At 34.0% G+C, this 13,008-nt stretch carries 11 protein-coding genes; 10 read left to right on the top strand and 1 reads right to left on the bottom strand.

The window, feature by feature from the left end:
• The first annotated feature begins 11 nt into the window (after window positions 1-11).
• From NBE98_RS11615 to NBE98_RS11570, 10 genes are all read left to right on the top strand, one after another.
• Window positions 12-911, top strand: coding sequence for a carbohydrate ABC transporter permease (locus NBE98_RS11615; RefSeq protein WP_250815150.1), 900 nt, complete (start codon window positions 12-14; stop codon window positions 909-911).
• Between the two features lie 78 nt (window positions 912-989).
• The gene (locus NBE98_RS11610; RefSeq protein ID WP_250815149.1) at window positions 990-2,180 is read left to right on the top strand and encodes a GNAT family N-acetyltransferase; all 1,191 of its coding nucleotides are present in this window, start codon (window positions 990-992) and stop codon (window positions 2,178-2,180) included.
• 75 nt (window positions 2,181-2,255) lie between these two features.
• On the top strand, window positions 2,256-3,173 hold the full coding sequence (locus NBE98_RS11605; RefSeq protein ID WP_250815148.1) for a BadF/BadG/BcrA/BcrD ATPase family protein: 918 nt from the start codon (window positions 2,256-2,258) through the stop codon (window positions 3,171-3,173).
• A gap of 25 nt (window positions 3,174-3,198) precedes the next feature.
• Window positions 3,199-4,584 (top strand): glycosyl hydrolase family 18 protein, encoded by a 1,386-nt coding sequence (locus tag NBE98_RS11600; RefSeq protein ID WP_250815147.1) that lies wholly within the window; start codon window positions 3,199-3,201, stop codon window positions 4,582-4,584.
• A gap of 179 nt (window positions 4,585-4,763) precedes the next feature.
• Window positions 4,764-6,158, top strand: coding sequence for an ABC transporter substrate-binding protein (locus NBE98_RS11595; protein WP_250815146.1), 1,395 nt, complete (start codon window positions 4,764-4,766; stop codon window positions 6,156-6,158).
• A 214-nt stretch (window positions 6,159-6,372) separates the two neighbouring features.
• A complete protein-coding gene (locus tag NBE98_RS11590; protein WP_250815145.1) occupies window positions 6,373-7,287 on the top strand; it encodes a carbohydrate ABC transporter permease in 915 nt (304 codons plus the stop codon).
• An 11-nt stretch (window positions 7,288-7,298) separates the two neighbouring features.
• Window positions 7,299-8,204, top strand: coding sequence for a carbohydrate ABC transporter permease (locus NBE98_RS11585; protein WP_250815144.1), 906 nt, complete (start codon window positions 7,299-7,301; stop codon window positions 8,202-8,204).
• A gap of 97 nt (window positions 8,205-8,301) precedes the next feature.
• Entirely contained in the window at window positions 8,302-9,408 is a 1,107-nt protein-coding gene (locus tag NBE98_RS11580; protein ID WP_250815143.1) for an ABC transporter ATP-binding protein, read from the top strand.
• Between the two features lie 76 nt (window positions 9,409-9,484).
• The gene (locus NBE98_RS11575; protein WP_250815142.1) at window positions 9,485-10,138 is read left to right on the top strand and encodes a YesL family protein; all 654 of its coding nucleotides are present in this window, start codon (window positions 9,485-9,487) and stop codon (window positions 10,136-10,138) included.
• 233 nt (window positions 10,139-10,371) lie between these two features.
• Window positions 10,372-11,511: a GNAT family N-acetyltransferase gene (locus NBE98_RS11570; RefSeq protein WP_250815141.1), complete on the top strand. Its 1,140-nt coding sequence runs from the start codon at window positions 10,372-10,374 to the stop codon at window positions 11,509-11,511.
• Between the two features lie 65 nt (window positions 11,512-11,576).
• On the opposite strand, the gene anmK is transcribed toward NBE98_RS11570, so the two are convergent.
• Window positions 11,577-12,728 (bottom strand): anhydro-N-acetylmuramic acid kinase AnmK, encoded by a 1,152-nt coding sequence (gene anmK, locus NBE98_RS11565; protein ID WP_284703632.1) that lies wholly within the window; start codon window positions 12,726-12,728, stop codon window positions 11,577-11,579.
• Between the last annotated feature and the right edge of the window lie 280 nt (window positions 12,729-13,008).

Raw genomic sequence — 13,008 nt, 5'->3', positions numbered from 1 at the left:
GGCGATAAAATATGAGAAGAAACAAAGTTAAGAATAGTGTTTATGAAAAAACTTTTGATGTATTTATACATTTGTTCCTTATAATAATCGCTATAGCTACTCTTTATCCATTTCTAAATGTGCTTGCAATCTCCTTAAATGATTCGACAGATGCCCTTAGAGGTGGAATTGGCATATGGCCAAGAATGTTTACAACTAGGAACTATTATGAAGTTTTTAATTACCAAAATATACCCATGGCTTTTAGAAACTCAGTGCTTAGAACTGTTATAGGTACTGCATTAGGACTTATTATAACTGCTATGGTTGCTTATACAATAAGCCGTAAAGATTTTGTAGCTCGTAAGTTTGTCAGCACGCTTTTTCTTATAACTATGTACGTAAGTGGTGGAATGATTCCTGGATATATGCTTATCAGAAGCCTTCATCTTATGGGAACCTTCTGGGTCTATATAATACCTATGCTTATTTCTCCCTTTAATTTATTCTTAATCAGGTCTTATATTGATGGAATACCAGAAAGTTTAACAGAATCAGCTATGATAGATGGAGCTAATGATATAACTATATTTTTCAAGATTATATTTCCGCTATTAAAGCCAGTTCTAGCAACAGTTGGCCTTATGATAGCCGTAGGACACTGGAATGCATGGTTTGATGTGTATCTTTATTCATTGAATAAACCTCAACTTTCAACACTTCAGTTTGAACTTCAGAAGATACTGCAAAATGCTTCAGCTACTGCTTCAGCAGCTGCCAATTCAAATCCTGAATTGGCTGGGGATATAGTATATCCTCAAACTATAAGAATGACCATAACTGTAGTAGCAAGCTTGCCTATAATAGTTGTATACCCATTTATTCAAAGATACTTTGTTCAGGGTCTTACAATAGGTGCTGTTAAGGGCTAAAGTATATTGTAAAAAAGGCGGCATGTGTTATGCTGCCTTTTTTACAATATAAATATTTGAACAAAAAGGAGATACAATATGGAAGTTAGAAAAATAAAACCGGAAGAGCATATTGAGGCGTTGAAGATTCTATCTATAGCATTTAGATGGAGCAGAGACTTTAGTGAAGCTGAAGTAAATCCTGAGAAATTCTATAAGGGATATGAAACCTGGAGGGCTGTTTTTAGTGATGAGGGAAAGATGTGTTCAGCCTTTGAAGTAACACCTTTTAAGATTAAGTTTGATGGAAAGCTTGTTAACATGGCAGGGGTAGGCGGAGTGATTTCTCTTCCAGAGGAAAGAAATAAAGGCTATGTTCGCAAACTATTCGAGTATTGTTTTAAGGAAATGCGTGAGAAAAAGCAAATTTTTTCGTTTTTATATCCTTTTTCTAATGAATATTATAGAAAGTTTGGATATGAATTATGTTTAGACAAGGTGAGATATACTATACCATTAAGTTCAATAAAGGCCTTTAAAAGCAGTGGTGAGGTTAGATTGTATATCCCAGGCACTGATTATAGTCACATAAAAACTATGTATGATAGGTTTACTGAGCATAAAAACCTTACTTCGGAAAGAAACGAATTTTTATGGAATAAACATATAGGAGAGGACCCCTATAAAGATAACCTGTATACTTATGTTTGGTATAATTCTGAAAATAAGCCTATGAGCTATATAACTTTTAAATGCCAGAAGAAAGCTGATTTCGGTGCAGATATGCAGGTTAAAGAGTTTATATGGCTAAACGAAGAAGCACTTGTTGGAATTTTTAGTTTCCTAAGTGGCTTTACTCCCAGCTATAAGGATTTTATATGGGAAACAACTGAGAACTACAACTTGAAGCTTCTCTTTCCAGAGCCCGCCTATGTGAAAACTGAAGTTTATAGCTTTGGTATGAATAGAATTGTAGACTTAGAGGAGGTATTAAAGCTTAAGAACTGTCCGGAGGGAGAGGGAACCTTAGCCTTTGAAGTTAAAGATGATTTTTTAGAGTGGAACAATGGTATTTTTGTAGTTAGTTGGGGAAGTGAAGGAATAAAGGTACAGAAAAAAGATTGTTCGCCGGACCTAAGCTGCAGCATACTGGAAATGACCCAACTTCTAACCGGATATACTGAATTAGAAAATTATTTACATAGCAAAAGCATAAAGATTTATAGTAATAATAATTTACTTTTAAATTATTTTAAGAAAAGTGAGCTTTTCTTAAATGAAAGCTTTTAACTTTTAAGGTAAAAAAGTATAATAATGTCATAGCTTAATGGTGAATAACACCAATAAAAAAGGAGAGAGAAATTAATGAATTATGTTATTGGTATAGATGGCGGAGGAACGAAGACAGCTTTAAAGTTAGCGGATGAAAGTGGGAAAATAATTCTTTCTATGGAGGGAGGACCATGCAATATAAATTCCATGGGAAAGGAAGCCGTAGAAAAAATGCTTAAAGAGCTTATTGGAGCTTCTTTAGAAAAGGCTAAATTAACTATGGAACAAATTAAGGTGTTGTGCATAGGCACAGCAGGTGTTGACAGGCCATCAGATAAATTGATCATGGAAGAGATAATTAGAAATTCTGGTTTTAATAATAAGACAATCATAACAAATGACGCTGTTACAGCTTTGTATGGCGGAGTTGGTGGAAGCGAGGGCGTAATTTTAATATCAGGTACAGGTTCAATCTGCTATGGAAGAAACAATGAAGGTGATGCAAAAAGAGCAGGTGGCTGGGGGCATCTTATTGGAGATGAAGGAAGCGGATATTATATTGGAATAAATGCTATAAATAAAATTGCTAGAAGCTTTGATGGTATTGAAGAAAAGACTATAATAACTGATTTAATACTTGAGCACCTAAAATTAGAAAGTGCTTCGGATTTAATACAGTTTGTATATAGAAGTGGTGCAGGTAAAAGTGAGATTGCTTCTCTTGCAAAGCATGTAGATGAGGCTTATAAGCAAGGGGACAGTATTGCAGAAGAAATACTTTTAAAGGCGGCCTTTGAGCTTTTTCTAATAAGCAAAGCTGTTATTGATAATTTAAAACTAAACAATAAAAGGGCAACACTTGCAGTTAACGGAAGTGTTATCGAAAAAAATGAGTGTGTTTCATCTGAATTTAAAAGACTTATGAAGAGAAATTACCCTCTTGTAGAGGTTGCAAGGATGAAAAATGATGCTGCTTATGGGGCAGTACTTATGGCACTTGATGAATTATAAGTTGTACATTTATGGGGGATAAAAAATGAAATTCATTAAAATACTTGGGGAAACGTCATTATTGATTAATACAGATGGACTTGAAGATGAAAGAAGAGTGATACCGGGCAAAATCTATAAGGTATATGGAGAAGATAATAATTTTTACGAGATAAGATTTGGAAGCAAATTTGGGTACCTTCCAAAGCATTGCGCTCAGCTAGTAAGTAATGAAGAACCTCAGAAAATAATGATTGCTTGGGATTATATCTCAAGTAAGGATAAGAATGTAGAGCACTATGATAAGTACATTAATAAAAATTGTATAGAGCAAGGTTTGGATGTAATATCACCAACATGGTTTTTAAGAGAGGGTGATATAGGAAATACGGACAGCATAAAAATTGTAGAAAAATGTGACAAAGAATATGTAAGGCTTGCTCACAGCAATGGCTATGAAGTTTGGGGACTCATAGCTGATTTTAATGCTGATAGAAATTATATGGTTTATACAAATGAGAGTTTAGCTCATAGAGAAATAATGGATATTGTAAATTTTGCTCTACAATATAATTTAGACGGAATAAACATAGATTTTGAAGGCTTTGGAAGCAGATGTAGAGAGGCATACAACCTGTATGTTAAAAAGCTTTCGGAAGAATTGAGGAAACATAACATTGTAGTATCAATTGATGTTACAAGAGAATCTAATTCAGATGCTTGGGGGAAATGTTATGACAGAGGAGAGATTTCAAAGCATGTAGATTACCTATGCCTTATGGCTTATGATGAAAATGGAAGATTAGATGTTGTACCAGGATCTACTGGATCTCTGCCATGGGTTGAGGAAGGCATAAAAGAACTTTTAAATATGGGTATTTCAAGAGAAAAGATAATTTTGGGAGTCCCTTTCTATAGCAGAGATTGGAGAGTTGAAAAAATTCAAAAAAGTGTAAGGTCTGTGGTTGTTATGGAGTGGGAAGGTATAACAGCGTTCAGCCAGCCGGATGAAGCTTCAGAAAAGATAGGTATAAATGCAGGAGATGTTTTTGAATACCTAGGAGAATATAGAGACTACTATAAAGTACTTGTAAATAAAAGCCAAGGTTACATAAAGAAAAGCATAAGTAAAGTTCTTGATGCAGAAGAGGAATTTTATAAAGCTATTGAAGTACTTCCTGTAGTAATGAAAGAGATGGAAAATAAAAAGAAATCGGGAAGTGTGAATTATGATCAATATGCTCAGCAGACAAAGCTTATTTATACAGATGACACGCATAGTATTCACTATATATGGCTAGAAGACACAGAATCTATGAAAAAAAGGATTGACCTAGTGAAAAAATATGATTTGCCAGGTGCTGCTGCCTGGATGTTAACTCAGGAAACTGAAGATATATGGAATATTATTAAGCAAATAAAAATAGGTTAGAACAAAATACAAAATTAGACTCTAAAATAATTTTTATTTTCTAAATTATACCTTGAAAGTTTGTGCCGAACATATTATAATTTAGTTATGATAACGATTTAATTTGTTCTTCGTCTTATGAATTCGTTTTCTTAAGATAAGGTACAAAACAAAATTATATATTTATCAGGGGGGTAAAAATGAAAAATATTAGAAAAATAGCAGCTATTGCTATGGCACTAACTCTTGCAGCTACAGCTTTTACAGGATGTAAGAAAAATACACCTACAAATGCAGATCCTAATGCAGATGCTGGGAAAAAAGATGTAGTTAAAGTTTGGACATTCCCAGTAGAAAAGGACTACAAACAAAATTTCGAAAATATCAAGAAAGAGTTTGTAGCTAAGAATCCTAATATTGAAATTCAAGTGGAAGAACTATCTTGGGCAGAAGGGGTTAAAAAGTTTGATACTGCCATTAATGCAGGTGACCCACCAGACTTAATGTTTATAGGGCCATCAGCTAAATATATTCAAACAGGACTTGCAGTTCCTATTGAAAACTATGTATCAAAAGAAGCTCTAGGTGATTTCTATCCAAATGGACTTGAATACATGAAGGTAGACGGGAAGCTATACGGACTTCCATTATATATGAAAATACACACTATTGGAGCAAACAAGAAGCTTCTTGAAGAAGCAGGAATAGATTACAAGAAAATTCAACAAAATGGATGGACTTGGGAAGAGTTTGTAGAAGCTGCTAAGAAGGGAACAAAGAAGACCGCAGACGGAAAACAGCAATATGGATTTGTATTCCATGGAGCTCAAACTGACTGGACAGAACTTTTACTTCACATGTTAGCAAACAATGGTATTACATCAATGTTTGACAAAGATGGAAACTATCAATATACCGATCCTAAATTCTTAGAAACCTTAAAGTTTATAAGATCTTTAATAGATGAAGGTGTAATGCCTAAGGAATCAAACCAAATTACTCCTGCAAAGAGAATGGAGTATTTATATACTCATCAAGCTATGATAATTGGTAAAGCTATGCCTTACTATGAAGTAGTTGTTGGTGATAACAACAAGAAAGTAAAGGATGGAACAGCTCCTGCTGGACAAAAAGAAGTTGATTTTGTTTTACTTCCTGAGCCACACAACAAGAACCAAAAGGCTGTAACTGTTGGTGGTGTAGACGGATACTCAATGTATAAGCAAAAGAATTTCAAGGGAGAAGTTAGTCAAGAAACTCACTTAAAGAACGTTGGTAACTTCCTAGTTGCTTTAAGCTCTGGAACAGCTGGTGCATCAGCTAAGGTTCTTAACCTTCCACAGGTTACAAAATCTGGTGATGCAATGTGGAAAGACAAATACACTATGACTCCAGAAAATAAGACTGCATTAGATACTTTATTTAAGAATATACTTCCTCCAGTTCAAGTTGATCCAGAAAAGACTCAAAAAGGAATCAAGATTGATGATGAAGTTGTAAAAGCTAAATATCCTGCAGTGCTTGGAGGAGACGTTACTCCAGATGCTATGTACAAAGCAGTTCAAGATAAGGCTAAGGAACTTTTGGGTAAATAGTAAAAATTTTAATAAAAGATAGTTCGGTAGATTGTCTATCGAACTATCTTTTTTATATAACTACAATTTGAAAGAAATTTTCAGAAAAGATAAATGAATGCGAAAATACGCATTGAAAACTTTTACAAGATATTGTATTATATAAGTACAGTATTCTCATAAATTTACTAACATGGGACGGATATCAATAATAAAAGTAAGGGGAGTTTAGTTTATGGAAAAGACATTAAAGATCCGTAACAAAAGCGGGGGATTTAAACAAAATTTTAAAGAATATTTTTGGTGTTATGTATTTATTGCAGTTCCAGTTTTAATGTTTTTATCCTTTACATTATATCCTTTGATAAATGCATTTATAATGAGTTTTCAAAAGTATAATGTTATGGGTTCAACATGGATAGGCTTAGATAACTATAAGGCTGTATTTAAAGATTCTCTTTTTAGAAAAGCTCTTGTGAATACAGTTATTTATACAATAGGTACAGTGCCAGTAAATATTATGATAGCTTTAGGCCTAGCTCTTTTGATATTCCAGCTTGGAAAGAAAACACAAACCTTCTTTAAAGCAGCATTTTACTTGCCAGCTGTAACCTCTGGAGTAACTCTTTCATTGGTTTGGTTTATCATGTATGACCCAACTCCAGACGGATTATTAAATAAGATTATATCGGTATTTGGAGTTAGCAATATAAATTGGCTTGGAAAAACAAATATTGCTCTATTCTCACTTATGTTAATGACTTATCTAGGTGGACATGGAAGCGGTATTATTCTATATTTAGCATCCCTAGGCGGGATACCCAAGACTATATATGAAGCAGCTGATATTGATGCTGCAAGTACATGGTCCAAGTTTAAGAACATAACCTGGCCTTTATTAAAGCCAACAACCCTATACATGTTTGTTACAGGTATAATCGGTTCCTTCCAAGTGTTTATGACAATTTACCTAATGACAGGCGGAGGACCAGACAATGCCACAACAACAATAGCATACTTAATTTATCAGCATGCTTTCTCATATTTTGAATTTGGACATGCTGCTGCAGAATCCTTTGTGCTTGCAATTATAATTATAGCTATATCTATATTGCAGTTTAAGTACCTAGGGTCAGATGTAGAATACTAGGAGGTGGGACAATGGAAAGAGTAGAACTTGCAAATAAATCAATACCTGTGTTTAAAGAAAAGAAGAGTACCTCATTCTATGCTGGACGTACTCTAACTTTTGCATTGCTTATAATGTGGGGAATATTCACTATTTGGCCCCTTTACTGGATGATAACAGTAGCACTTAGCGATCCAAATGCAGCAGGCACGCTGACCTTTAGTTTACTTCCTAAGGAAGTTACTTTAGATTCTTTTAAGACCTTTTTTAGGCTGGGACAGCTTAGTGGTCCATTTAATAAAGATGTATTTAGATGGTTATTTAATTCATTTTTTATATCTGCAATAATAACTTTAGCTAATGTGTTCTTTGCTTCCATGACAGGATATGCTTTTGCAAAGCTTAAGTTTCCAGGAAAAAACACTATATTCTGGACACTTATGTGTACAATGATGATACCGTCACAAGTTACATTGATACCGCTTTACGTATTAGTTCTTAATGTATTTAATATGGGTAATACCTATGCAGCTATAATTCTACCTTCGCTATGTACAGTTGGAAATGTATTTCTTATGAAGCAGTATATGTCATCAATTCCTGCAACACTTATTGATGCTGCGAGAATAGATGCTTGTTCTGAGTTTGGTATATATAGAAAGGTTATATTACCTTTAGCAAAGCCAGGACTTGCTGTTCTTGCAATATTCACTTTTGTTGCATCTTGGAATGATTTCTTCTGGCCTCTGCTTGTTACAAATACAGCCAGCATGAGAACTATACAGGTAGGCTTAGCGTCCTTTAAGTTCCAGGACAGCACTCAGTATGGACCAATGATGGCAGGTGCAGTTATTGCATCTATACCAATGTTTATATTGTTCTTCTCACTGCAAAAATATTTCTTGCAGGGTATAACAATAGGAGCTATAAAAGGATAGATTAAAGTTCTAAATAGCCTTTTGCGGGCAGTTTGCAAATGAGAGTGGGTAAGCTTAAACTGCCCCGTGTGATAATTAAATGGAGGGGGAAAAAGTTATGGCTAAGATAGTTTTTGAACATATAACAAAAGAGTTTGTTGATGAAAAAAGAGGAGTAGTAAAAGCAGTTAATGACTCAAGTTTTACTATAAACGATAAAGAATTTATGGTGTTTGTTGGACCATCTGGATGTGGAAAGACAACATCCTTAAGAATGATTGCTGGCTTGGAAAAACAAACTGAAGGAAATATATATATAGGAGATAAGGTTGTTAATAGTTTGCATCCGAAAGAAAGAGATATAGCTATGGTGTTTCAGGACTATGCATTATATCCACACATGACCATATACGAAAACCTTTCTTTTGGTTTGAAAAATCTTAAGGTGCCTAAGACAGAAATAGATAAGAAGGTTAAAGAAGCTTCTGAAATATTAGGAATTGAAGATTTGTTAGATAGAAGACCAAAAGAATTATCTGGAGGTCAAAGACAAAGAGTTGCTGTAGGACGTGCTATAGTAAGAAACCCTAAGGTTTTTTTGTTTGACGAGCCTCTTTCAAACCTAGATGCTAAGCTTAGAGTTCAGATGAGAGTCGAAATAGCAGAACTTCATAAAAAACTGGGTACTACCATAGTATATGTTACGCATGACCAGGTTGAAGCAATGACACTCGGACAAAGAATAGTTGTAATGAATAAGGGTGTTATTCAGCAGATTGCTTCTCCAGAAGAACTTTATAACAAACCTGTTAATATGTTTGTAGGAGGCTTTATAGGAGCACCATCTATGAACTTTATAACCTGCAAGGTTGATGGAGATAAACTTGTTGCAGAAGAGGTTGTATTTAATATTCCAGAAAAGTATAATAAAGTTATTGGAAAGTACAAAGGCAAAGAAATAGTTATGGGTATAAGACCAGAGGATATCTATGATTCACAATATGCAGAAAATGTACAAAACAAGAGTGAAATTAAAACAAGAGTAAAGGTAGTTGAAAAGTTAGGTTCAGAGAATTTAGTGTACTTTGACAAGTTTGGAAAAACAATAACTTCTAGAGTAGTTCCTTTAAGTCAAATACATTCTGGAGATGTAGCTTCTTTAACTGTAGACTGCAATAAAATACATTTATTTGACAAGGACAGTGAAATGGCTCTGATGGTATAGAGCAATGTGAGAGGAATACAGGAGGCAAAAGGATTGATAATCCTTTTGGGCAGTATAAGGAATACAGGAGGGTATAATGAATAGCTTAAGTATGGTTCTTAGAAAAAGCGGACATGATATATTTCAAAATATAGTGGAAGTGGTAGGAGTAAGTTTGGTATCAAGTTTGATACTGCTTCCAGGGTTATTCTTTATGCCTCCTGCTTTTGGAGTTATATATTTGCTTTTTACAGCAATGCCAAGCGTTGCTTCAGCTTTTTATATGATAAATCAAAAAAAGAACAGAAAGACTTTCAAGTATTCCATGTTTTTTAAAGGTTTTAAAAAGTTCTATGGAAGAGCTTTGATTTTTGGTATTCTTTTAGCTTTGCTTACTATAATTCCTGTATCTTCTTGGTGGTATTATATAACTGCAAAGACTATGTTAAGTCTTATTATAGCTATATTTCAAAGCTACTTTTATATAATGATTTTAATCGCTTTCGTATATATTATGCCTATTATGGTTATTGAGGATAAAGGAATGTCTTATAGTCTAAGAATTTCGCTTAAATTACTTCTTGATAACCCGGGGTACACTATAGGCAGCTTTATTCAGGTTGTAACTGTAAGCGCCTTGCTTATGGTAACAGTTATAAGCATACCGCTTTTATTTATAGGTATATTCTCAATATTTTCAGCTAATTTATATGAGAATGTACTTAAAAAGTATGAAGAAATTAAACAATAAAAAAATATAAGTCCCAGCATCTATTAAATGAGTGCTGGGATTTATGATATTGAGAGAAGGTTAAAGTCCTAAATGGGCTTTAACGAGTAATTTGTGAGCAGAGCGAGCGATCTAAAATACTCAGTGTTTCGACTGAAAGGAGGTTAAAGTCCTAAATGGACTTTAACGAGTAATTTGTGAGCAGGGCGAGCGATCTAAAATACTCAGTGTTTCGACTGAAAGGAGAAAGTAAAATGGAAGGACCTAGAGCTTGTAGAAGAGAAGAAAGAGAAAAGGTTATTAACCTTATAGATAGCACATTCAGAACTCCTAATGGATTTAGTCCATCTATGGGTGAAGAATTCAAGCTTTTGCTTGGTGAGGGTAACCTTGAGAATATGAGATTAATCCTTGAGGATGGAGAGCCTGTAGCTGATGTGAATTTTTACAAGAGCACTATTTTAATAGAAGGCACCCCTGTAAAAGCTGCATCTATAGGAGCTGTATGCACTGCTGCAAACAGCAGAGGCAAAGGATACTCTTCAATTATACTGGATGACTGCGAAAAGCTCATGAAGGAAGATAACGTGAGGCTCATGCTTGTTTCTGGGACTAGGAGCTTGTATACAAGAAGAGGCTGTGTCTTAGCTGGCAAATGCTATGAATTCACTTTAGAAGCTTCTGAAGATAAGCATGAGAATATACAACTTGAAGAGTTTCAAGAAGAATTATTACCAGAAATGATAAAATTATATAACAAGGAAAGTACAAGATATTATAGAACCTATGAGGAGTTTAAATATCTTTTAAGCGGTGCTACGACTCCTTGGGGTAACTTCACCTACAAGACTTATCTACTAAAAGCTTATGGTGAATACTGTGCATATATAGTTCTTAGACTAGTTAATCATAAAGAAGGACCTTATGGGGTTGTTGTAGAAGCTGCTGGAGACAGGGACATGATTTATAGCTCTATTCAAAATATTATTAGCTTAAATTCATTAAGGCATATAAGATATTTTTGCACATATAATGATCCTTCTACTCAGCTTTTAAAGAGAAAGAATATAAGCTTTAAGGAATTAAATCTTATGGGAACCGTAAAGATATTAGACTTTGAAGGTTTCATGAAGGATTTAACAGCTTATTTCTCGCAGTTTATTGATGCAAATGTTCTAAAAAATATTGAATTCAAGCAAACAGGTGATAGGTATATACTCAGTTATAAAGGTGAAAGTATAGAGTTTGATGATATCCATGATTTAACAAGATTAATATTTGGCAGTCGTGAAGCTGTAGAAAGAGATTTTAGCAATAAGACTGTGTTAAATGAATTCATAAGAACAGTATTTCCTCTTCCTTTTGTATGGACGGCAAATGTTAACTACCAATAAATTAAGCAAATTTAAATATAAGAAGATATCTTGATATCGCGATATCAAGATATCTTCTTATATTTTTATCTTTTATATGGTACAGGAGTGATATTGCCTAACACAACTCTTTCATTTGCTCCAGTTGCACCAAGCACGTTTGATGCCATGCCGTTTATAGTTTCGTTAGCAAGTACAGCAAAAGCTATAGCCTCTTTTGCATCGGAAGAATAACCTAAGTCCTCTTGAACCATAACTTTACACTCAGGTAGAAGCTCTTTAAGCATTTTAACAAGTGTATTATTATAGCTTCCGCCTCCACCAAGAATAACTTCATCGATAGGATAGTTTTTAAATACAAAGTTTCTATAGTTTACAGCAATAGCTTTGGCTGTAAACATAGTTACTGTAGCAATAATATCATTAGGTTCTAAATGTCCCCACTTCATAAGAAGCCTATCTACAAATTGGCTGCCGAAAAATTCTCTGCCTGTAGTCTTAGGTGGAGCTTCATTTATGTATTCAATGGACATAAGTTCTTTAAGCAATTCATCGTTTACATTTCCTTGAGAAGCAAAGTAGCCCCCTTTATCATACTTTTGACCTTTAAGCCTTTTTGTAATCTCATCAATAACCATGTTGCCAGGGCCGGTATCAAAAGCATACATCTGCTCTAAGCTGCAATTAGCAGGTATAACCGTTACGTTGCCTATACCTCCAATGTTTTGCAGAACTCTGTTTTTATCAGTTCTATACATGAGATATTCGGTATATGGTACTAGTGGAGCACCTTGTCCACCAGCTGCTATATCCATGGTCCTAAAATTAGAAACTACAGTTGCACCAGTTTCATAAGCTATAACAGAAGGTTCGCCTATTTGAAGAGTTGATCTCATCATATTTTTATAGCCAACTGGAATGTGATAAATAGTTTGACCATGAGAACCTATTAAATCAACCTTGTTTATATCGAAGTCAGCTTTTTTACAAACCTTTTTAGCCGCATCAGAAAATAAATATCCAAGCTTAAAATTAAGGCTGCAAATAAGCTCTACATTAGATTTTTCAACGCTAAAGCAATCCATAATTTCTTTTTTCAACTCGTCAGGAATTTCTTCGTTTACAAAATCAATTAACTGAATCTTAGTTTGCGCTCCAAACCCCGTTATTTTTACAAGAGCTGCATCTACTCCATCTAAGGATGTGCCTGACATAAGTCCAATTACATACTTTTCCATGATATCCCCCTTTACTAGAAAAATATTTTTATTTTACAGAAAATTGAGTGAAATATTACTACAACAACATTATAACAAAGGGGTCTAAACATTTCTAGAGAAATGTTGTTAAGGTTTTCAGAACTTTTAATAATATTACGTTGCGAAGAGTATTACTAAGCAAACTAAAGTATCTATTAGTAAATTATTTGTAACATTTTAAACAATACTATTATTAGTTTACAAGTTTTGTGATAAAGTTAGAAATATGATAGTCTATTTAGCTTTAAAGGACACATAC

It is taken from the genome of Clostridium swellfunianum (assembly GCF_023656515.1).
Taxonomy (GTDB): Bacteria; Bacillota; Clostridia; order Clostridiales; family Clostridiaceae; genus Clostridium_AT; species Clostridium_AT swellfunianum.
This window is presented reverse-complemented; position numbering and strand designations above follow the sequence as displayed.

Bases quoted from the DNA above. Each gene is read 5' to 3' on its own strand.
- NBE98_RS11615 (WP_250815150.1), top strand. From the start codon at position 12: ATGAGAAGAAACAAAGTTAAGAATAGTGTTTATGAAAAAACTTTTGAT.
- NBE98_RS11610 (WP_250815149.1), top strand. From the start codon at position 990: ATGGAAGTTAGAAAAATAAAACCGGAAGAGCATATTGAGGCGTTGAAG.
- NBE98_RS11605 (WP_250815148.1), top strand. From the start codon at position 2,256: ATGAATTATGTTATTGGTATAGATGGCGGAGGAACGAAGACAGCTTTA.
- NBE98_RS11600 (WP_250815147.1), top strand. From the start codon at position 3,199: ATGAAATTCATTAAAATACTTGGGGAAACGTCATTATTGATTAATACA.
- NBE98_RS11595 (WP_250815146.1), top strand. From the start codon at position 4,764: ATGAAAAATATTAGAAAAATAGCAGCTATTGCTATGGCACTAACTCTT.
- NBE98_RS11590 (WP_250815145.1), top strand. From the start codon at position 6,373: ATGGAAAAGACATTAAAGATCCGTAACAAAAGCGGGGGATTTAAACAA.
- NBE98_RS11585 (WP_250815144.1), top strand. From the start codon at position 7,299: ATGGAAAGAGTAGAACTTGCAAATAAATCAATACCTGTGTTTAAAGAA.
- NBE98_RS11580 (WP_250815143.1), top strand. From the start codon at position 8,302: ATGGCTAAGATAGTTTTTGAACATATAACAAAAGAGTTTGTTGATGAA.
- NBE98_RS11575 (WP_250815142.1), top strand. From the start codon at position 9,485: ATGAATAGCTTAAGTATGGTTCTTAGAAAAAGCGGACATGATATATTT.
- NBE98_RS11570 (WP_250815141.1), top strand. From the start codon at position 10,372: ATGGAAGGACCTAGAGCTTGTAGAAGAGAAGAAAGAGAAAAGGTTATT.
- anmK (WP_284703632.1), bottom strand. From the start codon at position 12,728: ATGGAAAAGTATGTAATTGGACTTATGTCAGGCACATCCTTAGATGGA.